At 62.5% G+C, this 24,884-nt stretch carries 25 protein-coding genes; 11 read left to right on the top strand and 14 right to left on the bottom strand.

Translation table 11 applies throughout. The annotated features are described in order from the left end of the window. Window positions 1-113: 113 nt before the first annotated feature. Both ACWHXT_RS10765 and ACWHXT_RS10760 read left to right on the top strand, forming a co-directional pair. A complete protein-coding gene (locus ACWHXT_RS10765; protein ID WP_447955820.1) occupies window positions 114-1,082 on the top strand; it encodes a GlxA family transcriptional regulator in 969 nt (322 codons plus the stop codon). A 100-nt stretch (window positions 1,083-1,182) separates the two neighbouring features. Continuing rightward, window positions 1,183-2,205, top strand: a complete 1,023-nt coding sequence (locus ACWHXT_RS10760) for an ABC transporter substrate-binding protein (RefSeq protein ID WP_447955819.1) — start codon at window positions 1,183-1,185, stop codon at window positions 2,203-2,205. 53 nt (window positions 2,206-2,258) lie between these two features. Here the strand turns inward: ACWHXT_RS10760 and ACWHXT_RS10755 are convergent, their stop codons facing one another. The 11 genes from ACWHXT_RS10755 to pqqA all read right to left on the bottom strand — a co-directional run bounded on the left by ACWHXT_RS10755 (window position 2,259) and on the right by pqqA (window position 12,925). Beyond that, entirely contained in the window at window positions 2,259-3,086 is an 828-nt protein-coding gene (locus tag ACWHXT_RS10755) for an alpha/beta hydrolase (protein ID WP_447955818.1), read from the bottom strand. 1 nt (window position 3,087) lies between these two features. Then, window positions 3,088-3,540, bottom strand: a complete 453-nt coding sequence (locus ACWHXT_RS10750) for a thioesterase family protein (RefSeq protein WP_447955817.1) — start codon at window positions 3,538-3,540, stop codon at window positions 3,088-3,090. After that, window positions 3,540-4,484 carry an L-carnitine dehydrogenase gene (locus tag ACWHXT_RS10745; RefSeq protein ID WP_447955816.1) on the bottom strand — a complete coding sequence of 315 codons (945 nt, stop codon included), beginning with the start codon at window positions 4,482-4,484 and terminating at the stop codon, window positions 3,540-3,542. The genes ACWHXT_RS10750 and ACWHXT_RS10745 overlap by 1 nt, the downstream gene beginning before the upstream one ends. 68 nt (window positions 4,485-4,552) lie before the next feature. Beyond that, a complete protein-coding gene (locus ACWHXT_RS10740; RefSeq protein WP_447955815.1) occupies window positions 4,553-5,458 on the bottom strand; it encodes a 3-keto-5-aminohexanoate cleavage protein in 906 nt (301 codons plus the stop codon). 120 nt (window positions 5,459-5,578) lie between these two features. After that, window positions 5,579-7,741 (bottom strand): insulinase family protein, encoded by a 2,163-nt coding sequence (locus tag ACWHXT_RS10735; protein WP_447955814.1) that lies wholly within the window; start codon window positions 7,739-7,741, stop codon window positions 5,579-5,581. Further along, window positions 7,701-9,503, bottom strand: coding sequence for a prolyl oligopeptidase family serine peptidase (locus ACWHXT_RS10730; protein WP_447955813.1), 1,803 nt, complete (start codon window positions 9,501-9,503; stop codon window positions 7,701-7,703). The genes ACWHXT_RS10735 and ACWHXT_RS10730 overlap by 41 nt, the downstream gene beginning before the upstream one ends. A gap of 22 nt (window positions 9,504-9,525) precedes the next feature. Next, a complete protein-coding gene (pqqE, locus tag ACWHXT_RS10725; RefSeq protein ID WP_447955812.1) occupies window positions 9,526-10,653 on the bottom strand; it encodes a pyrroloquinoline quinone biosynthesis protein PqqE in 1,128 nt (375 codons plus the stop codon). A gap of 3 nt (window positions 10,654-10,656) precedes the next feature. Next, window positions 10,657-10,926 carry a pyrroloquinoline quinone biosynthesis peptide chaperone PqqD gene (gene pqqD / locus ACWHXT_RS10720; RefSeq protein WP_447955811.1) on the bottom strand — a complete coding sequence of 90 codons (270 nt, stop codon included), beginning with the start codon at window positions 10,924-10,926 and terminating at the stop codon, window positions 10,657-10,659. Beyond that, window positions 10,916-11,728 (bottom strand): pyrroloquinoline-quinone synthase PqqC, encoded by an 813-nt coding sequence (gene pqqC / locus ACWHXT_RS10715; protein ID WP_447955810.1) that lies wholly within the window; start codon window positions 11,726-11,728, stop codon window positions 10,916-10,918. Before pqqC ends, pqqD begins: the two co-directional genes overlap by 11 nt. Before the next feature lie 93 nt (window positions 11,729-11,821). Then, window positions 11,822-12,748 (bottom strand): pyrroloquinoline quinone biosynthesis protein PqqB, encoded by a 927-nt coding sequence (pqqB, locus tag ACWHXT_RS10710; RefSeq protein WP_447955809.1) that lies wholly within the window; start codon window positions 12,746-12,748, stop codon window positions 11,822-11,824. 105 nt (window positions 12,749-12,853) lie between these two features. Next, window positions 12,854-12,925: a pyrroloquinoline quinone precursor peptide PqqA gene (gene pqqA, locus ACWHXT_RS10705; protein ID WP_113268409.1), complete on the bottom strand. Its 72-nt coding sequence runs from the start codon at window positions 12,923-12,925 to the stop codon at window positions 12,854-12,856. Window positions 12,926-13,210: 285 nt separating this feature from the next. Between pqqA and ACWHXT_RS10700 the strand changes: the two genes are divergently transcribed. Next, on the top strand, window positions 13,211-14,296 hold the full coding sequence (locus ACWHXT_RS10700; protein ID WP_447955808.1) for a catalase family protein: 1,086 nt from the start codon (window positions 13,211-13,213) through the stop codon (window positions 14,294-14,296). 46 nt (window positions 14,297-14,342) lie between these two features. Beyond that, entirely contained in the window at window positions 14,343-14,846 is a 504-nt protein-coding gene (locus ACWHXT_RS10695; RefSeq protein WP_447955807.1) for a CreA family protein, read from the top strand. A gap of 22 nt (window positions 14,847-14,868) precedes the next feature. Here ACWHXT_RS10695 and ACWHXT_RS10690 read toward each other — a convergent pair whose 3' ends face one another. The 3 genes from ACWHXT_RS10690 to ACWHXT_RS10680 form a co-directional block, all read right to left on the bottom strand. Then, a complete protein-coding gene (locus ACWHXT_RS10690; protein WP_447955806.1) occupies window positions 14,869-15,417 on the bottom strand; it encodes a CAP domain-containing protein in 549 nt (182 codons plus the stop codon). A gap of 90 nt (window positions 15,418-15,507) precedes the next feature. Then, window positions 15,508-16,032 carry a hypothetical protein gene (locus ACWHXT_RS10685; protein ID WP_447955805.1) on the bottom strand — a complete coding sequence of 175 codons (525 nt, stop codon included), beginning with the start codon at window positions 16,030-16,032 and terminating at the stop codon, window positions 15,508-15,510. Window positions 16,033-16,135: 103 nt separating this feature from the next. Then, window positions 16,136-17,311, bottom strand: coding sequence for an alpha-hydroxy acid oxidase (locus tag ACWHXT_RS10680; RefSeq protein WP_447955804.1), 1,176 nt, complete (start codon window positions 17,309-17,311; stop codon window positions 16,136-16,138). A 231-nt stretch (window positions 17,312-17,542) separates the two neighbouring features. Here ACWHXT_RS10680 and manD point away from each other — a divergent pair, with 231 nt between their 5' ends. The 7 genes from manD (at window position 17,543) to ACWHXT_RS10645 (ending at window position 24,856) form a co-directional block, all read left to right on the top strand. Beyond that, window positions 17,543-18,754: a D-mannonate dehydratase ManD gene (manD, locus tag ACWHXT_RS10675; protein ID WP_447529153.1), complete on the top strand. Its 1,212-nt coding sequence runs from the start codon at window positions 17,543-17,545 to the stop codon at window positions 18,752-18,754. A gap of 13 nt (window positions 18,755-18,767) precedes the next feature. Beyond that, a complete protein-coding gene (locus ACWHXT_RS10670; RefSeq protein ID WP_447955803.1) occupies window positions 18,768-19,790 on the top strand; it encodes a Zn-dependent oxidoreductase in 1,023 nt (340 codons plus the stop codon). 122 nt (window positions 19,791-19,912) lie between these two features. Beyond that, the gene (locus ACWHXT_RS10665) at window positions 19,913-20,881 is read left to right on the top strand and encodes a TRAP transporter substrate-binding protein (RefSeq protein ID WP_447955802.1); all 969 of its coding nucleotides are present in this window, start codon (window positions 19,913-19,915) and stop codon (window positions 20,879-20,881) included. An 85-nt stretch (window positions 20,882-20,966) separates the two neighbouring features. Next, a complete protein-coding gene (locus ACWHXT_RS10660; protein ID WP_447955801.1) occupies window positions 20,967-21,548 on the top strand; it encodes a TRAP transporter small permease in 582 nt (193 codons plus the stop codon). Window positions 21,549-21,550: 2 nt separating this feature from the next. After that, a complete protein-coding gene (locus ACWHXT_RS10655; protein WP_447955800.1) occupies window positions 21,551-22,834 on the top strand; it encodes a TRAP transporter large permease in 1,284 nt (427 codons plus the stop codon). A gap of 233 nt (window positions 22,835-23,067) precedes the next feature. Next, window positions 23,068-23,808 (top strand): GntR family transcriptional regulator, encoded by a 741-nt coding sequence (locus ACWHXT_RS10650; RefSeq protein WP_447926320.1) that lies wholly within the window; start codon window positions 23,068-23,070, stop codon window positions 23,806-23,808. A 94-nt stretch (window positions 23,809-23,902) separates the two neighbouring features. Beyond that, on the top strand, window positions 23,903-24,856 hold the full coding sequence (locus ACWHXT_RS10645; protein WP_447955799.1) for a C4-dicarboxylate TRAP transporter substrate-binding protein: 954 nt from the start codon (window positions 23,903-23,905) through the stop codon (window positions 24,854-24,856). Window positions 24,857-24,884: the final 28 nt, after the last annotated feature.

The following is a 24,884-nucleotide window of genomic DNA, read 5'->3' as shown; positions in this document are numbered from 1 at the left end:
CAGCGGCCTGTGCTTCGTTACCCGTTTCAGTGTAGAAGAGAGCGCGCCGGCTTGCCTTTAAATTAGCCGGCGCCTGGGCCGGTTTTAAAACACTCTAGCCATCGGGGGCGACATTGCGCCTGCACTATGTTGGGCCGTTACCGGAGCGTATCGGGTTTCTCCTCCTGCCGCGTTTTTCGATGATGGCGTTTTTCTCCGCCGTGGAGCCGCTGCGTATCGCCAACCGCATCAGCGGCAAGGCGCTTTTCGAGTGGGTGCTGTTGAGCGAAAACGGCGAGCCGGTCACCGCCAGCAACGAAATGACGCTGATGGTGGACCAACCCATCGGCACCCTCGATGTATCGTCGTTGGCGCTTTGTAGCGGCTTCGAGCCCGAGGCCCACCTGAACCGGGCGCTTACGGGGTGGCTGCACCGGCTGGACCAGGCCGGGTGCGCGCTTGGCGGGCTGGATACCGGCGGGTTCCTGCTGGCAAAAGCCGAGCTTTTAAAGGGCGAGCGGGTCACGCTTCACTGGGAGAGCCTGCCGGTGTTTCGCGAGCGCTTTCCCGGCATCGAAACCTCGGATGAGCTGTTCGAACTGGGCGAGCGGCGTTTCTCCTGCGCCGGCGGGGCGGCGGCGATGGATATGGCGCTGGAGGTCATTGCCCGGCGCCACGGGGCGGCGCTGGCGGTGGCGGTCTCGGAGCAGCTGATTCACGAGCGCCTGCGCAGCCACCACGACCAGCAGCGCATGTCCCTGGCGCGGCGCCTGGGCAGCCACAACCGCCGCCTGGTCGAGGCGGTCGCGCTGATGGAGCGCCACTTGGAAGAACCGCTCACACTGGGCGAGATCGCCCGGCAAAGCGGCGTCTCGGCGCGCCAATTACAGCGCCTGTTCGAGGACCAGTTAGGGGCCTCGCCGCGCCAGTGGTACCAGAACCTGCGCCTGGCGCGCGCCGAGCGGCTTTTGATCGAAACCGACATGGGCGTGCTCGCCATCGCCATTGCCTGCGGGTTCGGCTCCAGCTCCAGCTTCGCCCGGGCGTTTCGTGCCCGGTTCGGGCATTCGCCCATTCAGGCGCGCCGCCACGCCCGGCTTTGAAACGCCATGTCGTAAAGTGTGGCTTTAGGGTCGCCTGGTGTCGTTTGCGTTGGGGGGAAGCGGTCAAACTGGTGGCCTACCGTCAACAAAGGAGACGCGAATGAGCACGGCCCTGAAAACACTGCCTGCAAGCGTTCTGCACGATACCCGTTCAAACAATATTCGCTCAAACCAGGCCCGTTCAACCAGCGCCCGCCTGCCCAGGGCGTTGCTGATCGGTGCGCTGAGCCTGAGCGGCCTGGCCTGCGCCACCGCCGCCCAGGCCGCGCTCGATGAAGTGCGCTTTGGCGTGCCGCCCTGGCCGGGCGTGACGGTGAAGTCCGAAGTGGCCGCGCAGTTGATGGAAGCCATGGGTTACGAAACCCGCCAGAGCGACCTGGCCGTCAGCGTGATTCTCGAAGGCCTGACCCGCGGCGATATCGACGTTTACCTGGGCGGCTGGTATCCGGTGCAAACGGATATGGTCGAGCCCCTAGTGGATAACGGCCAGGTCGAGAAGCTCGTCTCCAATATCGAAGGGGCGAATTCGGGGCTGGTGGTGCCGCGCTACGTGTATGACGCGGGGGTGACCACGGTGGCCGACCTGAACGAGCACCGTGAGCGTTTCGAGGGCGAGATTCAGGGCATCGAGGCGGGTACTGGTATCAACACCGCCGTGCTGAACGCCATCGACAACGACCTGGCCGGTTTGGGCGGTTGGCGCCTACGGGAAAGCTCCACCTCGGCCATGCTGGCCCAGGCCGAGCAGCGCATGCGCGACGAAGAGTGGGTAACCTTCGTGGGCTGGGAACCCCACTGGATGAACGTAAGCTTCGACCTGGCGTATCTGGAAGACTCGGATGACGCGGGCGTGGCCGAAATCGAAAGTACCGTGTGGACCGTGGTACCGGCGAGCCTGGCCGAGGACGACCCGGCGCTGCACCGCTTTCTTTCCCAGTTCGTGGTGGATATCGAAGATCAAAACGAGTGGGTCCACGGCTACAGCTTCGACGACCGCCCGGCGGATGAAGTCGCCTCCGAGTGGATCGCCGCCAACCTGGAGACCGTCGAGGTCTGGCTGGACGGCGTCGACGATAAGGACGGCGAACCCGCCATCGAAGCGGTCAGAGCCGCCTACGAATAACCCTTGCCTTGCTTCTTTTCTAACTGACCTGCGTTGCTAAACGGCCTTCGCTGCTAAGCGGCCTTTGAGGCTAAACGACGTTCGAGCGCCTGGCAGAAATCCTGCCAGGCGTTTTGCATATCTGGAAGGTGTGCCTGGGCGTGAAGGGCGCCGTGCACCATGTTGGGCGCGCACCGATAACCTACCTCTGCGCCTTGATGGCGCCACTGCTCGACCACCCGCTCGAGCGGTGCGGTCAGCGGGTCGTTCTCCACCGCGAGAACTTCGACGACGCCCTTGGGAAGCGGCGTCGGCGCGCTCGAAGCAAGCGCCGGGCAAAGCGGTGAGATGAAAAGCACGTCCTGGCGGCTCAATAGTGGGGCGTCCGGCCCCAGCGTTTCATGGCTCAAACCGTTTACCGGTGGGTAGATAAGCCCTAGTACCGCTTTTGAATTAAGCCGTGTCGCGGCGTCCATCGCCAGCCGCGCGCCGGCGCTGTCACCCACCAGGCAAGCAGGTTTAGCGGTGTCGATCACCTCGCAACAGCGTTTGAGCATGCTGGAGTAATTCGCTTCATAAGCGAGGGGGTAGTCGACGCTGATCACCTCACGCTTGAGCTGCTCGGCCAGGCTTGCCGCAACGCCGTGATGGCTCACCACCGACCCGATGGTGAAACCGCCGCCGTGTAGAAAGATCACCGCCCCGGGGCCAGCGTGGGCGGGCTTGAAGCGCCGTATCGGTACGTGGGCCAGCACGTCGTCGGTTACCTCCATGCCCGCCGGGTCCGAAGGCGTGAACGACTGGCACAGCGCATCGTAGTGCTTTCGCGCTTGGGGTAGCGGCAGTGCTTCAAGCGTCTCCAGGCCTTTTTCAAAGCGGCGGATGAAGGTTGTGATATCCATGTCAGGGAATCCCGATGGTACGCCCGGCAAGCGCGGGCCAAGCGTGTTGGTCGCAGGCGGGGAGCAAGGCGATGGCCTCGTTCACCGGCGCGGGAAAGGGCGCCGGGCGCCCGCTTTGCTCGTCGATGCCCATCAGCATCTGCTCGCTGGTGGCAAGCAGCGCGCCTTCTTTATCCTGCATTTCGAAAAACACGTGTAGGCGCTTGGCGTCCCGGTTCAATACCAGGGCGGTCACGGCCAGGGCTTGGCCTTCATGGGCTTCTTGCCGGTAGCAAAGGTGCGTCTCCAGGGTGTAGAGCGTGTAGTGATGCTGTGCTCGGCCTGCGACGTCCAAGCCGATGTGATCCATTAACGCATCGACCGCCATCGAGAAGACCCGGGCGTACTCGGCGTCGTTCATGTGGCCGTTGTAGTCGACCCAGCCGCTTGCCACTTCCGTGGTGAGTATCTGCATCAGAGCCGTCCTTTCAAGCCTTCGGCTTCGGGCCAGTATTTTTGCACCAGGCCGAGGAGTTCGACCAGGAAGTCGTCGCGGCGGCGGTCGAGCTCGGCCACGCTGCGCCCGGCGGCCTGATGCTCGCAGCCTTCGACCACGCGGTCGATCAGCTCGTCGGTGAGCTCCGGGGCTTCGAGTTTGGTCCAGGGCTGTTTCAAGGCCGGGCCGAACTGCTCGAGCATATGGCGCATGCCCTGGTCGCCACCGGCCAGGTGGAAGGTCAGGAAGGTGCCCATCAACGACCAGCGCAGCCCGCAGCCGTAGACCACCGCGGCGTCTACTTCTTCGGTGGTGGCCACGCCGTCGTTGACCAGGTGCAGCGCCTCGCGCCAGAGCGCCTCCATCAGGCGGTCGGCCAGGTGGCCCTCGATCTCCTTGCGCACCACCAGCGGGCGCATGGCCAGGTCTTCATAAAGGCGCTGCGCGCGTTCGATGTGCGCCGGCGTAGTGGCTTCACCCCCCACCAGCTCGACAAGCGGCAGCAAGTACACCGGGTTGAACGGGTGGGCGACGATCACCCGCCCCGGCGCCTTGAAGCAGCCAGCCTGCAGCTCACTGGGCTTGTAGCCCGAGGTCGAGGAGCCGATCAGCACGGTTTCATCGGCGGCCTGGTCGATTCTGGCCAGCACGTCGCGCTTGAGTTCCAGGCGCTCGGGCACGTTCTCCTGAATGAGGTCCGCGCCTTCGACCGCCGCGTCGATGGTCTCGGCAAAACGCAGCCGCTCTTTGCTGGCCCCCGGCGCCAGGCCCAGGCCTTCAAGCGAGGCCCAGGCATTGTCGATGAACGCACGGGTACGCTCGGCGGCGGCCGGGTCCGGGTCGAACGCGACCACGTCGAAGCCCTGGGCCAGCGCTCGGGCGATCCAGCCGTTGCCGATCACGCCGGTGCCGATGACGGACAACTTTTGAGATCGTTGTTGAGACCGTTGCTGAGACGGTTGTTGAGATCGCTGTTGAGACGGCTGTTGGCTCATGCGTTGGCTCCTTTATTAGAGGCTTTCGCGCCGTTGAGCGAGAGATGCGTGCGGGTTTCGGCCGGGGTCATCACTTGGCCGCCCAGGTTCTCGAGCAGGGTGGCGGCTTTTTCGACCAGTTGGGCATTGGTCGCCATTACGCCCTTTTTCAAGTAAAGGTTATCCTCCAGCCCCACCCGGGCGTGGCCACCGAGCAGCGCGGACTGCGCGACCATCGGCATCTGCGCGCGGCCGATACCGAAGGCCGCCCACTGGGCGTTGGCGGGCAACTTGTTGCGCATGGCCACCATGGTTTCGGTGTCGGCTTCGGCGCCCCAAGGAATACCCAGGCAGAGCTGGTAGAGCGGGTCGCCGTCGATCAAGCCTTCTTGCTGGAGCTGGCGGGCGAACCAGACGTGGCCCAGGTCGAAACACTCCAGCTCGGGCTTGACGCCGGCGGCCTGCACCAGGCGGGCGTGCTCGCGCAGCCAGTCCGCCGGGTTGACGTAGACCATGTCGCCGAAGTTGAGGCTGCCGCAGTCCAGCGTGCAGAGCTCGGGCAAGAGTTCCCCCACCGGGGCGTGGCGCTCGGCGGGCGTTTGAATATCGGTACCTGGCCCGCCCCGGGTGGGGTCCTGGGCGTCGGGAATCCAGTCGCCGCCGCCGCCGGCGGTAATGTTCATCACGATGTCCTGGCCGGAATCGCGCACCCGGGCCATCACTTCGCGAAAATGCGCCGGGTCGTGGCTGACGCCGCCGGTGTTCGGGTCGCGTACGTGAATATGGGCCACGCTGGCGCCGGCCTTGGCGGCGGCGATGCAGTCGTTGGCGATCTGTTCCGGGGTGACCGGCACGTTGGGGTTCTTACCGGTGGTGTCACCCGCGCCGGTCACGGCGCAGGTCAGGATGACATGGCGATTCATGGGCTACTTCCTTTCTCGTGGTTTACGTGGCTACGAGTATGAAGTGGCTTGTGTTTGAAAGTTGACCCAAAGCGACGCTCACTATGCCTTATCGGTCACAGCTGGCGCCGAGCCGTAGGGTTACCCCGGGCGCTGCCACCACTGCCAGTGGGCGGGCGCGTTCAGATACTGGCGCCAGGTCTCAAGGGAAAATCCCTGCTCCCAGGCGGCCAGGCGATAAAGCGGCACCTGGGTGGCGTTCAAGTGCGAACGCCACTGAGCAACCAGCGCGGCCCCGGGCGTTTCGGGAATATCCAGGCCCAGAAACTCGCCGGGCAGCGGCGCTTCATTGGCAAGCTCCGCCAGTAGCGCCTCCCAAAGGGCTTCGATCTCGGCCTGAATCAGCGCCTTGACCCGCGCCACCTCACCGGCGGCGCACTGCACGATATAGGCCAGCTGGGCCGGGTCGCCGTCGACGAAACGTACCGCGGCGATGTAGCCCAGCCGGTGGGTCTGGCGCACGGCGCGAAAGAAGGGCGCGCCGTGGCGCCGGGCGGCAAGGCTCAACACGCGCCGGTGGGTGTCGCTGCCGGCAAGCGCGAGAGTGCGCATCAGCGTGACCGAATCCGAAGGCGGCGGGGCGGTCTCCTGTTTGAAAGCCTCGCTGGGTGCATCAGCATCGAGGGTGGCCAGTAGCGGCGAGAGCGTGGCCGCCGACTCGGCGCTGTCGCTCCAGGTCAACGGCGCGGTGGGGCTTTGGGCGAGCTCGGCAAGCAGCCGGTGGGCTTGCAAGCCGGTGGGGGCGGGCGGCGGCGCAAGCCACGCACCCGCCAGGGCCTTGCAAAGCGCCGGGGTGAGCGGGCGATGCGCGTGGGCGCAAAGCCAACTGCCCTGGGGTGAGGCGTGCTGCAAAAGCGTAACCCCCTCGACCGCCAGGTGCTGCCTGGCCAAGGCCGGCAGCCTGATCGCTTTGCCGGGGTAGAAACCGGCGAACCAGTGGGCGGGCAGATCAAAGCTTCCGCTGGCGCCCACGCGGCTGATCACACTGGTTGGTAAGGTATGAGCCGCGCGCTTGCGGGGCTGCGCTGCGGTTTTTTGTGAGCCGGACAACAGCGCGTGGGGAGCGGCGGCGAGCAGCCTGGCCTCATTGTGGGTATCTTGCTTTGCAAAACGCTGCGAAAGCGCCTGGCGCCGCGTTCGGCTGGCGAGCCGAGCGGCCAGTGAAGGCTCGTCGTCGACGCCGGGGGCGTAGGCAGAGGCGGTCGGCAGGGCCGCCTCGATGGCCCGCGTTATGCTTTCGGCTCGGCTCAAGAGCTCGCGCTGGCGGTGGGGCGGCAGGTGAACCCTCAACGCCAGGGTATCGGTGGCGCCGCTCGGGCAAAGCGTCACCCGGTAGTCGTCGGCCAGGCCCGCTAGCGGGGCAAGCAATGCCCCGGCGTTGAGGGAGCGCTCGACCGCCTCGAGCCTTGGCATCTGCCCGGCCAGGGCGGCGCTTTCAAGCGGCCAAAGCAGTTCCAGCCTCGAGCCTGCGCCTTCCACCACCGCCTGGTGCGATGTTCGCGCCCAGCGAGGCGGCGGCGGTGGCGTTGGTTCGCCGGGGCGGCTAGCCGCTAACAGCGCTTCGGCGAGGGCTCGCTGGTGCGCCAGTGAAAGCGGGGCGGTCAGCCCGAGGGACAGGCGCGGCCGGGCGTAGTAGCGGGCGTGAAAGCGCTCCAGCGCCTGCTTGAGTTCGGCAGGCGTACCGCCCAGGCTTTGTTTCGAGCCGTGGTGGCCCACCGCGCCGGGGTGGCCCGGCTCGGCCAGCCGTTGAATACCGTGCAAGCGGTGAAGTTCCGACGTGCCCTGGCGGGCCTGGTATTCGCCGTCGATTGCCGCGCATTCCTGGGCCACGGTGGCCTGAGCGAACACCGGTGTGAAAACCGTTTCGCCAAGGTATTCCAGAAAGCGCGGCAGGGCGGCCACGGGCAGGGTCGCGTGGATGTCGGTGATCAGGTCGTCGGTGCGCGCGTTCAACTTGCCGCCCAGCGCTTCGGTGAAGGCGAGCAGCGATGCACCCTCCGGGCCTGGCTGGGTCAGCAGTACGTGTTCCAGCAGGTGGGCCAGGCCCGGAATGTCTTCGGGTTCGTCCAGGTAGCCCACGCCCACGGCGAGCACCACGTGGGCCAGCGGCGTGTGGTGGCTCGTGTGAAAAAGCCCCCGGCTTGCGCCTGCCAGCGCAATTGAAGTGTAGGGGGCATCCGGTGGCTTGGCGGTGTCCATCGCGTCAGTGGGCCAGGCGCTGGTAGAGCGCGAGCTCTTGGCCAATCATGGCCATCCGGTTGGCCGGGTTCTGCATGCCGTGGCTTTCGTTATCAAAAATCAGCACCTCGGCATGGCCGCCCGCTTTTTCCAGCTGGCGGGCCATCTGGTGGGTTTGTTCCGGCACCACGACCTTATCGAGCGCGCCTTGCACCAGCAGCACGTTGACCTGATGGCCGCAGTGGGCCAGCGTCTCGCGCGGGCTGCGCTGGCGCTTTTGTTCGTCGTCGCCCAGCAGCCAGTCCAGGTAGCCGGACTCGAAGCGGTGGGTTTGCAGGGCAAGACTCGGTGCGTCGGACACGCCATAAAGGCTGGTGCCCGCCCGAAACCGCTGGGAGCTGGCCAGCGCGTTGAGTACCGTGAAGCCCCCGGCGCTTTGCCCGCGAATGAAGCAGCGCTGGGGGCAGACCCGGTTCTGGGCGATCAGCGCATCGGTCATGTGCTCGACGTCCTGGGTATCGAGCACGCCCCACTGCCCGTGAAGCGCCTGGCGGTAAGCGCGGCCGAAGTTGCCGCTGCCCCGGGGGTTGATATCCATCACGTTGAAGCCTTGGGCCACCCAGTAGTGAATCAGCGGGTCGTACACCGGGTAGCAGGCCGAGGTGGGCCCGCCGTGTACGCGCAGAATCATCGGCCCCGGCGTGTCGTCTGAGGAGTCGGCGGCGTAGAAAAAGCCCTGGACGCTGGCGCCGTCACCCAGCGCCACGCTGATGCTTTCCGGGCGAGGCGGCTGCGCGGTGGGCGGCGCGCCTCGCAGCACGCGACCGGGCTGGCCGGGCTTGTCGAGCTCGATGAGCTGGGTGGTGGTGGCCGCGCTCTGGGCCAGCGCGTAGCGGCCGTGGTGGGTCAGCGCCAGGCTGACGACCCGGCCGGGGTCGAGGGCTAAAGGCTCGGCCCCGGTGGGCGTTATCCAGTAAAGGCGCGCCGCGCCGTGTTCGACGCGCAGGCAAAGCCCGCCGTCCAGGCCCCAGGCGTGCTGGCCCTCGCCAAGCTGCCAAGGCGTGGTGATGTGATCGAACGGCGCATCGCTCCAGCAGCGCGCGCCGCTGGCCGTGATATGCCAGGGCTGCCACCAGCCCGCGTGGTCGCTCATCACGATGAGCTCGTCCTTCGGGGTGAAGGTGGGCTGGCTGACCGCTGCGCCGAAATCGAAGGTGCTGACCGCGCCAAGCGTGCCATCCCTTTCCAGCGCGGCGAACTTGAGCTGGCTTTGCTGCCAGGCCATGTAGGGCAGCGACCACTCGACCCAGGCTATCCATTCGCCGCTTGGCGAGATCGCCGGGGCGCCGTAGAAGTCGGCGCCTTCGGCGAGTACCGTCTGCGAACCCAACCCCAGGGCGATCAAGCGTTGGTGGGCCAGCTCGCCAGTGTGCTCTTCCACCGCCACCACGCGCCGGCGGTGCGGGTCGGCGCAGAGCCCGCCCAGGGCGTTGCCGGGCTCGGGGGTGTACCAGGTCGCGCGCTCGTTATCGCTTGCCTTGGCCGGGCCGGGGCTATAACGAAGCGACTGGTCGCGCTGGCAGACCCAGACCACGCCTTCTTCAAACGGCACGTGGCTGCCGCCGCCGTATTGATTGACCCGGCTGCCTACAAGCGCGTCGCCACTCAAGCACCGCGCCTTGTTCATCTCGCCGGCCGGGCAGCCCCACAGATGGACGCTTCCGCGCTCCGGGTGGCGCTCGAGCCAGTAAAGCGCGGTATCACTGCACCGAAGCTCGGCCAGGCGTTCCGGCGGGGTGGCGGCTTCTTCGAGTGAGGGCGTGGGCATGGGCGCTCCTGGAGGGGCTGGTTCAGGTTTGGCGGCAGATGATCTGCGACTGGCGATGCTGGCGCGGGATCAGCGCTTGCTCGTCGGTTCGGGTGCCGGTGAGGCTGGCGATCAGCTCTGCGTGGCGCGCCGAGTACTGGCAGACCGGGTCGGTGGCGGTGGCGTCGCCGGTGAGCAGGTACGCTTGGCAGCGACAGCCGCCGTGGTCGGTATGGCGCTCGTCGCAGGATTGGCACAGCGGCGCCATCCAGTCCTCGCCGCGAAACGCGTTGAACGCGTCGCTGCCGCGCCAGATGTTGGAAAGCGGCGTATCGCGAACGTTGGGGAACTGAAGCGGCAGCTCCCGGGCGCTATGGCAGGGCAGCGCCGTGCCGTCCGGCGCCACCGCCATGAAGATGCTGCCCCAGCCGCCCATGCAGGGCTTGGGCTTGTTCTCGAAGTAATCGGGCACGACGAACAACAGCGACATCTGCCGGCCTCGTTCGGCAAGCTTCTCGCGCCAGCGCTGGGTGACCGCCTCGGCGTGGTGGAGCTGCTCGCGGGTGGGCAGCAGCGCGTGGCGGTTGAGAAAGGCCCAGCCATAGTACTGGCAGTTGGCAAGCTCCACCGCATCGGCGCCGAGTTCATCACACAGCGCAATGAGCTCGTCGATCTGGTCGATGTTGTGGCGGTGCAGCACCACGTTGAGGACCATCGGGTAGCCAGCCGCCTTTACCGCGCGGGCCATGGCGAGCTTGTTGGCGTGGGCCTTTTTCGAGCCCGCCAGAATCGCCGAAAGCTCCGGGTCGGCGGCCTGCAGGCTGATCTGGATATGATCGAGCCCAGCCTCGGCCAGGGTGTTGACGCGCTTTTCGGTCAACCCTACCCCAGAGGTGAGCAGGTTGGTGTAAAAGCCCAATTCCCGGGCGTGGCCCACCAGGGTTTCCAGGTCGCGGCGTACCAGCGGCTCGCCGCCGGAAAAGCCGAGCTGCGCCGCCCCCATTTCCCGGGCCTGGCGCAGCACGCTCAGCCACTCGTCGGTATTCAGCTCGTTCTGGTACTGGCTGAAATCCAGCGGGTTGGAGCAGTAAGCGCACTGCAGCGGGCAGCGGTAGGTGAGCTCCGCGAGGAGCCACAGGGGGCCGTGATCGGGAAATTTAGCCGTGGGCATGGGTCACTCCTTGGCTAGCCAGCCGTTTTGCTGCGCCTCGGTGAGAAATTCGCGCACATCGCCTTCTAGCGCCCCCGCATCCGGGTAGAGCGCTTCGAGGTTGTCGATGATGGCCGCCACCGTGCGCTCGCCATCGATTTGATTCAAGATCGCCCCGGCGGTTTCGTTGAGCTTGACCATGCCTTCCGGGTAAAGCAGCACATGAGCGTTCTGGGCAGGCTCCCATTGAAACCGCCAGCCGCGCCGCCACTTGGGGACGGTATCAGGATTCATCCCACTCTCCTCGCAGTGAGCCGTTGGCCAGACCGCGGTGATACACGCGCTTTCGGGTCACGGTGTGGTAGGGCGGGCGGTCGAGCTGATACGCAAGCGTCATGGCATCCAGCATACTCCATAGCACATCGAGCTTGAACTGCAGGATCTCCAGCGCCCGGGCCTGGCGCTTTGCGCTCGTGCATACGCCGAGCGCTATCTCCAGGCCGTGGTCCACGTCCCGGCGCGCCTCGCTCAGGCGCTTGCGAAAGTAGCGATACCCTTGCTCGTCGATCCAGGGGTAATGGGTCGGCCAGGTGTCCAGGCGGCTTTGGTGCGCCGCCGGGGCGAACAGCTCAGTCAGTGAGGAGATCGCCGCCTCCTGCCAGCTTGCCTGACGCACGAAGTTGAGATACGCATCGACGGCGAAGCGCACGCCGGGCAGCACGTGCTCTTGCGAGAACAGCTCATCGCGGGTCAGGCCCACCGCCTCGCCCAGGGCCACCCAGGCCTCGATACCGCCTTCGTCGTCCTGGTCGCCGTCGTGGTCGAGCAAGCGCTGTACCCATTGGCGGCGCACCGCGGCGTCCGGGCAGTTGGCCAGCAGGGCCGCATCCTTTTGCGGGATGATCAACTGGTAGTAAAAGCGGTTGGCCACCCAGCCCTGCAGCTGCTCTTTGGAGAGCTCGCCGTTTGCCATGGCCTGCTGAAAAGGGTGATGCAGGTGATAGAACTGCCCCTTGGCCATCAACGCCTCGCGAAACGCCTGGGGGTCGAGCGCTTGCGCTGTCGAGGGCTCGGAGTGGGTCGTACTGGGCGCCATGGGTAAGCTCCTGGCTGGTGATGCTGTAAAGCGTAAGAGGGTTAGGTCAGCGGCTCTAAAGCGCTTTTAATAAAGGCCTGGTGAGCGCGGGCATCAAAGCGTCAGGTGCATGCCGTCGAACGCGACTTCGATGTGATCGCGAGTCAGTTGCGCACGCTCGTCGCTGTTCTCATCGAGAATCGGGTTGGTGTTGTTGATGTGAATCAGGATCTTGCGGGTGGCAGCGGGGAGCGTGGCGAGATACTCGCGCATGCCGCCGGGGCCGTTGAGCGCCAAATGGCCCATCTGCTGGCCGGTCGAGGTGCCCACGCCGGTGCGCTGCAGCTCGTCGTCGTCCCACACCGTACCGTCCACCAGGATCACATCGGCTCTTTCCAGATACCCCATCACCTCGTCGGAAGGTTTAACGAGCCCCGGCGCGTAGCAAAGCGACTGCTGGGTCGCGTGGTCGGTAATGAACAGGCCGAGGTTGTCGCCGTTGGAGGGGCTGCCGCGCCGCGGCGAGTAGGGCGGGGCGTTGCTGTCCAGCGCAAAGGCCTCGAAGCTAAGCCCCGGGCAGCTGGGCACCTCGAACTGTGCCGTGGGGTTGGCCTCGTCCAGGCCGATGGCGCGCCAGTTGAGCCCGCCGTTCCAGTGCTCGAGCATCTCGAACAGCGGAAAGCCGCTGCTCAAATCGCTTTTCACGTTGGGCGTACACCAGACATCCAGCGGGCAGCCTTCGCGAAGCGAAAGGAGGCCGGTGGCGTGATCCACCTGGGCGTCCACCAGCAGCACTTCGGCGATGCCGCTGCCGCGAAGCGTGTCGGGCCAGAGCTCGGGGTTGGCGTTGAGCTGACTGCGAATATCCGGCGAGGCGTTACATAAAAGCCAGCGCTTGCCGTCGCTGCTGATCGCGATCGACGACTGCGTACGGGCCGTGTAGCCCGCTTCGTTGCGCCGGACGTTTTTACAGTTGGGGCAGTTGCAGTTCCATTGGGGAAAGCCGCCCCCGGCCGCCGAACCAAGAACCAATACGTGCATAGCGGGAAGCTCCTTGCGATTCAGCCCACGACTATCCGTGACGTGGCCTTACCAATGCAGGAAAAAAAGAAATGCCTGCCAGGGCGGCAGGCACTCGAAACGCTATTAACGGTTCGAAATGTAAAGCGTTACTTCAAAACCCAAGCGGATGTCTTGATAAGCCGGTTTTTTCCACATGATTCGTTCCTCGCTAGAAAGAAAAAGGAAGCCGCTCACTGGGAGCGAACTCCACACTCTACATCCTAGACCCTAACGCAAAGTTTTGTCGCCTTTTACAGCGCTGGGGAGGGCGAAATCGATGAGGTGTCACGCTGGCCTTGCTTGGCAGCGCGAGGGTTTCTGTAGTGTGCTTCGCCCAGGCGCTGACCGCCTGACTAAGCTACGCTTGAGTCGATGCGCGACAGGCCGGGTCCGCTGTGACCCGCGGCTATAGGCGTAATAACGATTCCCAATGGAGACCTCATGGAGCCATCTACCCCCCTGCGCTATACCCCGGATGTCGAGAAACCCCTTGAGGACGAGCAGGACGTCATCGATTCGCTCAACGATACCTTCGATACCATTTTAGAGCGCACTTCTGAGGATTACGGCCACGCCGTGCGCGCCGTGCATGCCAAGGCCCACGGTATTTTGAGCGGTACGTTGAGCGTGGAGCAGGGGCTGCCCGATGAGTTGGCCCAGGGGCTTTTTGCCAGGCCCGGCGAGTTCGATGTGTTCTTGCGCCTTTCGACCAACGCCGGCGACATTCTTCCCGACGCCGTTTCGCTGCCCCGGGGGCTTGCGCTAAAAGTAGTGGATGTCGAAGGCGAGCGGCTGCCGGGCTCGGAAGGGCATAATCAGGATTTCATTTTGCTCAATGCGCCGGTCTTTCAAGCGCCCACGGCGAGCAAGTTTCTGACCAATCTCAAGATGCTGGCCAGTACCACGGACCGTTTGGAGGGCACCAAGGTGGTCGCCTCCAAAACCCTGCAGGGCGTGAACAAGGCGCTCGAGGCCGTGAGTAGTAGCAGCACCACGCTGGACGCGTTGGGCGGAGCGCCCAATATCGACCCGCTGGGGGAAACCTATTACAGCGCGACGGCCTTTCGCTATGGCGATTACATGGCCAAGTTCATGCTCAGACCGGTCAGCGACTCGCTCAAGGCGCTTACCGGGCGCACGGTCGATATCGACGGGCGCGACGATGCGATCCGTGAAGATGTACGCGGTGAGATGCACCACCGCGCGGGCGAGTGGGAGTTTTGCGTTCAGCTTTGCCGCGATCTCGAAAAGCAGCCCATCGAAGATGCAACGGTCGAGTGGGAAGAGGCGCGCACGCCGTTTCAGCGCGTGGCCACCCTGCGCGTTCCTGCCCAGGACAGCTGGCAAGAAGAAAAGGTCAAGCGGGTCGAGGATGAAATGCGCTTTAGCGTCTGGACCGGTATTATCGACCACCAGCCGCTGGGTAATATCAACCGTGTACGCAAGGAGACCTACCGCCACTCCGCGGATTTCCGTGCACGCTTCAACGGCTGCCCGTACCATGAGCCGTCAGCCGGCTCTCATTGAGTCGAAGCGGTATCGATTTTTCTCCCTCGTTCAGGACCTCACACCGATGGCCAAGCCCTTGTTTCGTTTGAATCACGCCGTGGTTGGATCACTGGCCGTGGCGGCGGCCCTGATGCCGGCCGCGCTGCTGGCCCAGGACGCTCATATCGGTAGCGTACGCACCGAGTTCAGGATGCTCGGGCCGAACAACACTATCGAGGTGGAGCGCTTCGACGACCCGAAGGTGCAGGGCATTTCGTGCTATATCTCCTACTCTCAGATTGGCGGTATTTCCGGCGCGATAGGACTGGCCGAGGAGGCGAGCGAAGCGAGCGTGGCGTGTCGCCAAACCGGGCCGATCATCTTTGACCCGGATGAGCTCACCGAGCAGGAGGTCATTTTCACTCAGCGCCGCTCGGTGCTATTCAAAAACATGCGGGTCGTACGCATGCACGACGCCGAAACCCAAACCTTCGTCTACCTGACCTACAGCACCAAGCTGGTCGACGGCTCGCCGAAAAATGCGATTACCGCGGTGCACTACGGTGATTTAACCCCGGCCGCCCAGTAAGGCTTTACCCGGCTCTGAGCGCCTAGCGCGGGTCGGCGAAGGTCTGCGTCCAGTAAGTCGAATAGCGGGTGTCGTCGTTGTCGGCCCTCGCCATCCCCATTTCGCTGAACTGCTCGCTCATCAGGTTGCGACAATGGCCGGGGCTTTCGATCCAGCCTTCAATCGCCGCTTCGACGGACCGGTGGCCCGCGGCGATATTTTCACCGACCGCTCGCCAGGCGTAGTCCTGTTCATTCACCCGTTCTTCGATGCTGGAACCTTCGGAGCCGGTATGGCTAAAGAAGGCGTTCTCGGCCATGTCTTGTGAGTGCCGCCTGGCGGCGGCTTCGAGCTGGCAGCTCCAGCCAAGCGGCTCTACCGCCGGAAAAGACTCCCCACCGCACTCCCGGGCGCTGCTCCGAGCCTCGTTGACCCGCGAAAGCATTTCCTGCTGGCGCTCGGTCATCTCGCACTCGCTGGATGAAGCCGTCTCCTGCGCTTTGGCGCTTAACGAGGCGGCCAGCAGGCAAGCGCCCACCACCGCTATGCCGGAAGTCCGCTTGAGTTGCTGGCGTGAAGATGGATTTTTCATGAATGCCCTACCTAAAAGTATGCCGTGCTCGAATGCTTTACCCATCGCGCAAGCCTGGCCCGGCAGCGAGGGGCAGGCAAGCCGTTACCGCTATGACCCGTGAGCCCGCAACGTGCTTTCCAGCGCCTCGATACTGCGCTGATAGCTCGCGTGTTCCCCCGCGCTGATAAACCCTTGCTCGCGGGCGAGCGCGCTCACGCTATTTTCAAGCGCTTGAAGTTCATCGAGGTAGGCCTGGCGCTCGGCGGCGTTTAGCGTTTCGAGCGCTTCTAACCGGGCGCGTAGGGTTTGGGTGTGTCGCTTGACCCATGTTTGCCAGTGCCGGTTGACCGCCAAGCCTTCATCGGTGCGATACCCCTCCCAGCCCGACCCTTTCAAAATCGCCCAAAGCGCCTCTTCCGGGCGGTAGGTGCCGCTTACGGCCGGTACCTGGGTGTCGCCCATAGCGGCGGGGGGCGTGTGAATAAAGCAGCCCGTGCGGTGGGCTAATTGCTGCAGCGCTTCGTCCATCCGCTGGGCGGGAAAATCAAAACTGACGGGGTCACGCTGGCAGGCCGCCTGGGCGGACGATGCCAGAAAAAACGAGAGCAGAAGGGCGGTATAACAACGGGGCATGGGCATTCTCGCAGTAGAGGGTGGCCTGGAGCACACCCAGTATCTGACGTTGCTGGGCGTTGGGCAAACAAATACTTGGCGCCCGAAGGCGCTTGCACGATGGTTAAGCCGGGCGTCGCAGGCAGTGCGTATCCAGCTCATTCAAGCGGTTATATCCCAAAAGGCCAAGTGTCGACGCCATCTCTTTTTCGAGTAGCCCAAGCGCATGGGTGGCGCCCGCTTGCCCGCCGGCCGCAAGGCCATACAGCGTGGCTCTGCCAAGCCAAACGGCGTCTGCGCCGAGGGCCAGCGCTTTGATGATATCGGTGCCGCGGCGAAAGCCGCTATCGACGAACACCTGGCAGCGCTCGCCCACCCGAGCCTTGACCTCCTCCAGGGTATCCATGGGTGAAAGCGAGTGATTGAGCTGGCGGCCCCCATGATTGGAGAGCACGACGGCGTCCACGCCCAGGTCCGCGGCGTGCTGGGCTTCCTGGGGCGCGAGTATGCCTTTCAGGATGAGTTTGCCGGGCCAGAACGCGCGCAGCCAGGCAATATCGTCCCAGTTTAGGGAAGGGTCCAACTGCGGGCCGATGATCTGCGAGGCGCCTTGGGCGTTGCGCTTACCCGGCGGCAGCAGCTCATCCAGGTTCTTGAACGTGGGCAGCCCGTCGGGCCAAAGAACATCGCTCATCCAGCCGGGCTTGCCAAGCAGGTGAAGCAAATTGGGCAGCGAGGGCTTCATGGGCCGACGAAAATTGCGCACATCCCACTCGCGGTTGCCGTAAATGGCGCTGTCGGTGGTCACCACGATGGCCTCGAACCCCGCCGCCTGGCAGCGTTTGACCATCGATTCGACGAAGTCGCGGTCGCGATAGAAGTAGATCTGCATCCAGGCGGTGAGGCCTTCGATCGCGGCGATCTCTTCCAGACGCGTGGTCGAGACGCTGCTGAGTACGAAGGGGATACCAGCGTTCCGAGCGGCGTGGGCAAGTTTTAGATCCCCGTCGCGGGTGAGCATGCCGTTGAACCCGGTAGGGCCAATCGCTAGAGGCATGCGGTAAGCGCCCCCCAATAGGGTGGTACTCAAATCCCGCGGGCCGACGTTGGTCATCGTTTTGGGTTCGAACAGGTACCGATCGAATACCCAGCGGTTGCGGCGCAAGGTGTGCTCGTCGTCGCTTCCTCCGTAAACGTATTCGAATACGAAGTTGGGCAGTCTTTTCTTCGAAATGCGCTCCAAGTCTTCGATATTCAAGGCTTTTTTATAATCCGAGCCCTTGTAAAACTGGCGTTTCATGATTGTTCACCTTCAACCAAAGTATAGCGTGAAAGGTCTTTTGTTTGTATCGCCATACTACCATACTAGTTCTATCAGTTAAGGGCTTCACGCCTTGCAAAGACAGCTCGCTTTCCCGCGTTCAGCCATCATAGGATAAAGGGCTGTGGCTAATCTTCACCATATAACAAAGCGATTTTCCGAGATGTTCGATACTCGGGAAACGGTATCCCTCTTTGAGGAGGCAACTTCATGAAAATCGAACACGCTTACACCATTGTCACCTCGCCGGGGCGTAACTTCGTTACCCTGAAAATCGTTACCGATGAAGGGACCTACGGTATCGGGGACGCCACGCTCAACGGGCGCGAAATGGCGGTGGTTGCTTACCTTGACGAGCACGTGATACCGGCACTGATTGGCCGTGATCCGCAGCGCATCGAGGATATCTGGCACTACCTGTATCGCGGCGCCTACTGGCGGCGTGGGCCGGTCACCATGAGCGCGATCGGCGCGGTGGATATGGCGCTTTGGGATATCAAATCAAAGCTTGCCGGTATGCCGCTTTATCAGATGCTGGGCGGTAAAAGCCGCGAGCGGGTGATGGTCTACGGCCATGCGACCGGCCGCGATATCGACGCGTGTTTAAAAGAGGTCGCCCGCCACGTGGACCAGGGCTACAAGGCGGTGCGCGTTCAGGCCGGCGTGCCGGGCATTGCGAGCATCTACGGCGTGGCGAAAAAGGATGGCGAGCCCTACGAGCCCGCCGACGCCGACCTGCCGGCGGAGCACGTTTGGAATACCTCCAAATATTTGAACCACGTGCCCAAGCTGTTTGCCGCCGTGCGCGAGCGCTTTGGTGATGACCTGCATATCCTGCACGATGTTCACCACCGCCTGACGCCCATCGAAGCAGCCCGGCTTGGCAAGGAAGTGGAGCCTTATCATTTGTTCTGGCTCGAGGACTGCGTACCGGCGGAAAATCAGGAGAGTTTCGGTCTGGTTCGTCAACACACCACCACACCGCTTGCCGTGGGGGAGGTGTTCAATAGCCTGTTCGATGCCAAGGCGCTGATCGAGAACCAGTGGATCGACTACATTCGCGCCACGCTTACCCACGCCGGCGGTATCACCCACATGCGCCGGCTGGCGGACCTGGCGGGGCTTTACCACGTGCGTACCGGGTTCCACGGGCCGACGGATCTCTCGCCGGTGTGCTTGGGCGCGGCGATCCACTTCGATACCTGGGTGCCCAATTTCGGTATTCAGGAGTACATGCCGCACACCCAGACCACCGACGAGGTCTTCCCCCACGATTATCGCTTCGAGGATGGCCATTTCATCGTGGGTGAAAAACCGGGGCACGGCGTCGATATCGACGAGGAACTTGCCAAACAGTATCCCTACAAGCGGGCGAGCCTTCCGGTCAACCGCCTTGAAGACGGCACCCTTTGGCATTGGTAAGGAGTCTGCACTCATGAAAGCATTTCAGGTAAGCGCCCCTCACGACTTTAAAGTGGCCGAGGTAGACGTGCCCACCGCTGGCCCGGGCGAGGTGCTGGTGCGCGTCGCGTTCGCCGGTATTTGCGGCTCGGACATGCATATCATCCACGGCGATAACGCCTTCGTGCGCTTTCCGCGCATTACCGGTCACGAGTTTGCCGGGGTGGTGGAGAGCACCGGTGAGGGCGTTGCGGATGTCGTCGCCGGCGAACGCGTCTGCGTCGACCCGGTGATTAGCTGCGGCACCTGCTATCCGTGCCGTATCAACCGCCCCAACGTATGCAGCGCGCTGGAAGTGATCGGCGTGCACCGCAATGGCGGCTTCGAGGAATTCGTGGCCGTGCCGGCCGCCAATGTACACAAGGTACCCGAGCATATCGGCCTGGACGCCGCCGCGCTGGTCGAGCCCTATACCATTGCCGCCAACGTGCTGGACCGCATGCAGCCGCACCAGGGCGACCAGCTTCTGATTCTGGGTGCGGGCATGATCGGCATGACCATCTTGCAGATGGCGCGGGCCATGGGCATCGACGAAATCATTGTGACCGATGTGATCGACGAGCGCCTGGCCGCAGCCAAGGAGCTTGGCGCGACCCACGTGCTTAATAGCCATACCCAGGATGTCGAAAAAGAGATTCTGGCGCTGACCCAGGGCGAAGGCGTACCGCTGATTGCCGATGCCGCTTGCGTACCGGCGCTATTGCCTCAAATGCTGCGTTTGGCATCGCCCGCCGGGCGTATCGGCTTGCTCGGCTTTAGTGTTCAGCCAAGCGATTTGGTCCAGCTCGAGGTCATCAAAAAAGAGCTGACTTTAGTGGGCTCGCGGCTCAATAATCGCAAGTTCCCGGAGGTGCTTGCGCTCATGGTAAGCGGCAAGCTCGACCCGCTAGCGCTGGTAAGCCATCGACTGCCGCTGGGCGAGATGCCCGATGCCATCGACATGCTCGATCACCGCCCGGAAGAAGCTCGCAAGGTGCTGATTCGAATCGGGGGCTGAAGGGAATGCAAGCTTTTATCGTTGCCAACGATCTACATTAACGATCTACGCCAACTCGCCACGCCGTTTCATAATAATTAGGCGCTAACAATTTACAACGCAGAAGTGCAGGAGTGATAAAAATGATCAAAAAACTACTAACCAGCGCGGTACTCGGAACGGTTCTGCTCAGCGCGCAGTCGGCGCTGGCGGCGGATTACACGCTACGCTTTGGTCACCTGGCCAACGAACAGAACATCTGGCACCAGGCCGCGGAGAAATTCAAGGAAGAGGTCGAAGCCAACTCCGATGGCCGTATCGAAGTGCGCCTTTATCCCAGCGAGCAGTTGGGTAATGAAATGGATGTCATCAATAGCATCCAGCTAGGCACCGCGGATATGACCATTACCGGTGAGAGCCTGCAGAACTGGGCCCCGAAAGCCGCCATGATGGCCGTGCCCTACGCTTTCCGCGACTCCGAGCACCTGCACGCGGCGGTGAGCGGCGATATCGGCAGCGAGATCGAAGAGCAGATCACCGAACGTACCAACCTGGTGCCGCTTGCCTGGTTCGAGCGTGGCGCGCGGGAGCTGACCTCCAACCGGCCGATCCGCACGCCGGAGGACCTGGACGGCCTACGTTTACGTGTCCCCAACGTGCCGCTTTTCGTCGACACCTGGGAGGCGCTGGGTGCACGTCCCACGCCCATGGCATTCAGCGAGGTATTCACCGCGCTTCAGCAGAACACCCTGGAAGGCCAGGAAAACCCGCTTAGCCTGATCGAGAGCGCTAGCTTCAACGAAGTTCAGGACTACGTGAACATGACCGGCCACGTGCGGAGCTGGATCTACGTGGTAATTGGCCGTAACCAGCTGGAAAACATGCCCGATGACCTGCAGCAGGTCGTTCGCGATGCCGCCAGCACCATGCAGTCCTTCGAGTCCGAGCTCTTCGATGAGGACCAGACGCGTCTGGAGCAGGCGCTTCAAGAGCGGGGCATGGAGTTCATCGAAGTGGACGTGGACGCCTTTGCCGAAAAAGCGCGCCCGGCGGTCATCGATGCCTTGACGGATGAGCAGCGTGAGCTTTTCGACGCTATTCAAGACCTGTAAGGCGGTTTGGTAACGAGAATGGGCTGGCGGCTACGCCAGCCCGTTTTCTATCTGCAAGAGTGGTTTGCCCCTCGAGGATACGATTATGAGCTCGGATCAAAATGCGCTCGAGCAAGAGGCGCTAGAGAGTCTGGATTCGATGTCGACGGTACCCAAGTTCAAGGGGCCTATCGGGCGCCTGATGGGCTGGGTAGATACGTGTTTTCTCACGCTTGCCGTGCTGGCGCTTATCGCCATTGCCGCCACGGTCCTGCTTCAAGTGGCTTCGCGGCTGTTTCTGCCGATCTCTATATCCTGGACCGAAGAGCTTTCGCGTTACTTGTTCATCTACATGGTGGCGCTCTCGGCGGGCGTGGTGCTGCGCCAAAACCGCAATATCAGCGTCGAGCTGTTCCATCATATGCTCGGGCTACGCGCTCGAGCCGCGTGTCAGGCGCTGATCTGTTTGATCATCGGCGTATTTGCTTTCATGGTGCTGCCCTACGCTTGGCAGTATGCCCAAAACGGTACCTGGCAAACATCCCCCACGCTTCGCATCCCCATGCTGTATATCTTCTTCTCGACGGTAGTGACTTTTGCGCTGGTGCTGCTTTATAGCGCGCTGGGCTGCGTCGAGGGAGTGATGGCGGTGTGTCGTCCCTCTGCCGCTCGCGAACGGGAGTCGTAAGCATGGAAGTCATCATTTTATTTAGCGTTTTTCTGATACTGCTGGTGGTGGGCATGCCCATCGCCTTTGCGCTGGGTATCGCCTCGATGTCCTACCTGCTGATGGAAGGTATTTCGCTGACCATCGTGCCCCAGCGTATGTTCGCAGGTATCGATACCTTCGTGCTGCTGTGTATTCCGGGCTTCGTGTTGGCCGGTAACCTGATGAACGTGGGCAACATCACCGAACACATCGTGCGTTTCTCGAACGCGCTGCTTGGCCATATTCGTGGTGGGTTGGGTCTTGCCAACGTGGGCGGCTCGATGATCTTTGGCGGCATCTCCGGCACCGCCGTGGCGGACTCGGCGAGTATCGGCTCGGTGATGATTCCCGGTATGGCGCGCTCGGGCTACGACAAACCTTTCGCCGCCGCCGTCACCGCGGCGTCCTCCACGGTCGGGCCGATCATTCCGCCGAGTGTGCCCATGATCATCGCCGGCTCGTTGAGCGGGATTTCCGTGGGTCGAATGTTTCTAGCCGGCGCCATTCCGGGGCTTTTGATGGGCCTTGCCATGATGGTGACGGTGTACATCCTGGCCGTTCGGCGGGGCTACCCGAAGGAGAAGCGCGTTCCGGTCATGCAGCTTCTGCGCGAAGCCAGAACCGCCTTCTGGGCGCTGCTGATGACCGTGATCATTCTCTACGGCATCATCGGTGGCTTCTTCACCCCGACCGAGGCCTCGATCGTGGCCTGCGTCTACGCCCTGGTGGTCGGCATGTATGTCTACAAGGGGCTGACCTGGCGTAAGCTACCGTCGATTCTGGTCGATACCGTGTTGACCTCCTCGGCGCTTTTGCTAATGGTGGGGCTTGCTAACCTGTTCGGCTGGATCCTGACCAGCGAGCAAATTCCCCAGATGGTCGCCACGCTGATTCTCTCCATCAGCGAGAACCCGCTGATCGTGCTGCTGATTCTCAACCTGATCCTGCTGTTCGTCGGCGCCTTCATGGAAACCATTGCTGCACTGATCATTTTGTTCCCGGCGCTGGTCGGGGTGGCCACCGGTGTCGGCGTCGACCCGGTCCACTTTGCCGTGATCGCGGTGCTCAACCTGATGATTGGCCTGACCACGCCGCCGGTCGGGGTGTGCCTGTTCGTAGTGGCGGGTATCGGCAAGATACCCATGCTGTCCGTGGCCCGCGCCATCGTGCCTTTCTTGCTGTGTAATCTGGCGGTGCTGCTGCTGGTGACCTACGTGCCAGCCATTTCGCTCTGGCTGCCCAATTTGCTGATGGGGAGTAACTAGTCTCAGCTGCAGTCGACTCAGGCCCGGGTGCGATTGGTCGCGCCCGGGCCGATGATTTCAATAAACCGTTAAAGCTATAAATAGCCTATTGATTCAATATCTTGGCGATTATACTGATGACTTCTTTTTAGAAGCGCTACCAAAGTATAGAAGGCAGGAAGGCCGTTTTTTGCCATCCTACCATACTAGTTATATCAGTTAAGCGCTTCACTACTTCCATCAGGCAGCTTTCAATGAGCGATATGAGTACCACGCTACAAACCTTGTGGCGGGACACATCGGAGACCGAATCGGTCCGCCAGCGCCTTTACCATGTTTTGCGCCACTCCATCATTCAAATGGTGCTGGCGCCGGGTAAGGCGCTATCGGAGAAAGAGGTCGCCGACGCTTTTTCGGTTAGTCGCCAGCCGGTGCGCGAGGCGTTTATCCGCCTTTCGGAAGCGGGGCTGGTCGAGGTTCGCCCGCAGCGGGGCACCTTCGTCGTCAGGATTTCCCGGCGCGCGGTGCTGGAGGCGCGCTTCATTCGCGAAGCGGTAGAGGTGGCCGTTGCTGTCGAAGCGGCCCAAAAAGGGCTCTCTTCGGCCAGTTTGATGGAGCTCAATGAGCTGATCGCGCGGCAAAAAAGCTGTATCGAAAGGCAAGATCACGACCGCTTTTTTATTTTGGATGAGGTGTTTCATCGCACGCTGGCGCTTGCCACCGGACAGGCCATGGCCTGGAACGTCATCGAAAACGCGAAAGCGCAGTTGGATCGCGTGCGGTATCTGAGCATTGCGGACACCACGCCGATCGAAAAGCTCGCCGAGCAGCATCAAGCCATCGTGGATGCCATCGCGGACGCCGATGAGTCGAGCGCGGTCGAAGCCATGGGGCGTCATCAGCGTGAAATACTCCAGTCGTTACCCGAACTCGAATACCGCTTTCCTGAAATGTTCGAAGAGGCAATTACTCCGGTGACGCGAAGTTTGGCCTGAACCCTTGCGTGACGGAGCCAGCAGAGCCTTAGAGCTCATCTCTACGGCTAAATAATACAACATCAACAACAAGTAACGTGTTAAGGAGCTAATAATGAAACTGAAAAACGTACTTCCTGTCGCGCTGGTATTAGCCAGTAGCTCGGCCTATGCCGATTACCAACTCAATCTCTCGATTGCGCTAAGCCCGCAAGACCCCATCGCCCAAGCGCTGGATGAAGCGAAAGAAGCCATCGAAGAGCGCTCCGATGGGGAGCTTACGATCCAGATTTTCCCCAACAGCCAGCTTGGCTCGGACGAAGACGTCGTCGAGCAGATTCGCAGCGGTGCCAATATCGCGATTTTGATCGATGCCGGACGCTTGTCTGAATACCAGCCCGAGCTTGGAATCTTGAGCGCTCCCTACCTGGTCGAGAACCCGGAGGATTACGCCCAAATCACGTCGTCGCCACTTTATAACGACTGGGTAGAAGGGCTTGCCGAGCAGAGCGGTCTTCGTCTTCTCAACTACAACTGGTTTCAAGGCTCGCGCCAAATGTTGACGCAAAACGAGGTCAACACGCCGGAAGACTTGAGCGGGGTGCGTGTACGCACGATCAACTCGCCGGTCTGGGTCAAGACGATGGAGGCAATGGGGGCGACGGCGACGCCGCTTCCCTGGTCGGAGGTCTATTCCGCTTTGCAACTAGGGTCGATCGACGGTGCCGAGGCGCAGCTTACTGCGGCGGAAGGGCAAAACCTGCACGAAGTCATCACCCATATCGCGATGACCAACCATATCCATTTGATGACCGGTATCGCTACGTCCGACCAGTGGTATCAATCCCTGCCCGAAGAGCTGCGCACGATCCTCGATGAAGAGCTTTTGAAAGCGGGCGATGAGGCCAGTACCGCCATTGCCGAAGCGCAGGCTGCGGTACAAGAGCGTATGGAGGCCGAAGGCGTCACGTTCACCGAAATCGACCGAGAACTGTTTCGTGAAAGGGTGAGCAGTGTTTACGAGGAGTTGGGCTACGACGAGTATCGCGACCAGCTACTCGGTCAATAACCGCCCCGGGCCCTTGTCGCGTTAAGGC

The organism is Vreelandella halophytica (assembly GCF_968193635.1).
This window is presented reverse-complemented; position numbering and strand designations above follow the sequence as displayed.

Bases quoted from the DNA above. Each gene is read 5' to 3' on its own strand.
- manD (WP_447529153.1), top strand. From the start codon at position 17,543: ATGAAAATCGAACACGCTTACACCATTGTCACCTCGCCGGGGCGTAAC.
- ACWHXT_RS10670 (WP_447955803.1), top strand. From the start codon at position 18,768: ATGAAAGCATTTCAGGTAAGCGCCCCTCACGACTTTAAAGTGGCCGAG.
- ACWHXT_RS10695 (WP_447955807.1), top strand. From the start codon at position 14,343: ATGGCCAAGCCCTTGTTTCGTTTGAATCACGCCGTGGTTGGATCACTG.
- ACWHXT_RS10650 (WP_447926320.1), top strand. From the start codon at position 23,068: ATGAGCGATATGAGTACCACGCTACAAACCTTGTGGCGGGACACATCG.
- ACWHXT_RS10685 (WP_447955805.1), bottom strand. From the start codon at position 16,032: ATGCCCCGTTGTTATACCGCCCTTCTGCTCTCGTTTTTTCTGGCATCG.
- pqqC (WP_447955810.1), bottom strand. From the start codon at position 11,728: ATGGCGCCCAGTACGACCCACTCCGAGCCCTCGACAGCGCAAGCGCTC.
- ACWHXT_RS10680 (WP_447955804.1), bottom strand. From the start codon at position 17,311: ATGAAACGCCAGTTTTACAAGGGCTCGGATTATAAAAAAGCCTTGAAT.
- ACWHXT_RS10690 (WP_447955806.1), bottom strand. From the start codon at position 15,417: ATGAAAAATCCATCTTCACGCCAGCAACTCAAGCGGACTTCCGGCATA.
- pqqE (WP_447955812.1), bottom strand. From the start codon at position 10,653: ATGCCCACGGCTAAATTTCCCGATCACGGCCCCCTGTGGCTCCTCGCG.
- pqqD (WP_447955811.1), bottom strand. From the start codon at position 10,926: ATGAATCCTGATACCGTCCCCAAGTGGCGGCGCGGCTGGCGGTTTCAA.
- ACWHXT_RS10665 (WP_447955802.1), top strand. From the start codon at position 19,913: ATGATCAAAAAACTACTAACCAGCGCGGTACTCGGAACGGTTCTGCTC.
- pqqB (WP_447955809.1), bottom strand. From the start codon at position 12,748: ATGCACGTATTGGTTCTTGGTTCGGCGGCCGGGGGCGGCTTTCCCCAA.
- ACWHXT_RS10645 (WP_447955799.1), top strand. From the start codon at position 23,903: ATGAAACTGAAAAACGTACTTCCTGTCGCGCTGGTATTAGCCAGTAGC.
- ACWHXT_RS10660 (WP_447955801.1), top strand. From the start codon at position 20,967: ATGAGCTCGGATCAAAATGCGCTCGAGCAAGAGGCGCTAGAGAGTCTG.
- ACWHXT_RS10700 (WP_447955808.1), top strand. From the start codon at position 13,211: ATGGAGCCATCTACCCCCCTGCGCTATACCCCGGATGTCGAGAAACCC.
- ACWHXT_RS10755 (WP_447955818.1), bottom strand. From the start codon at position 3,086: ATGGATATCACAACCTTCATCCGCCGCTTTGAAAAAGGCCTGGAGACG.
- ACWHXT_RS10655 (WP_447955800.1), top strand. From the start codon at position 21,551: ATGGAAGTCATCATTTTATTTAGCGTTTTTCTGATACTGCTGGTGGTG.
- ACWHXT_RS10740 (WP_447955815.1), bottom strand. From the start codon at position 5,458: ATGAATCGCCATGTCATCCTGACCTGCGCCGTGACCGGCGCGGGTGAC.
- ACWHXT_RS10750 (WP_447955817.1), bottom strand. From the start codon at position 3,540: ATGCAGATACTCACCACGGAAGTGGCAAGCGGCTGGGTCGACTACAAC.
- ACWHXT_RS10760 (WP_447955819.1), top strand. From the start codon at position 1,183: ATGAGCACGGCCCTGAAAACACTGCCTGCAAGCGTTCTGCACGATACC.
- ACWHXT_RS10730 (WP_447955813.1), bottom strand. From the start codon at position 9,503: ATGCCCACGCCCTCACTCGAAGAAGCCGCCACCCCGCCGGAACGCCTG.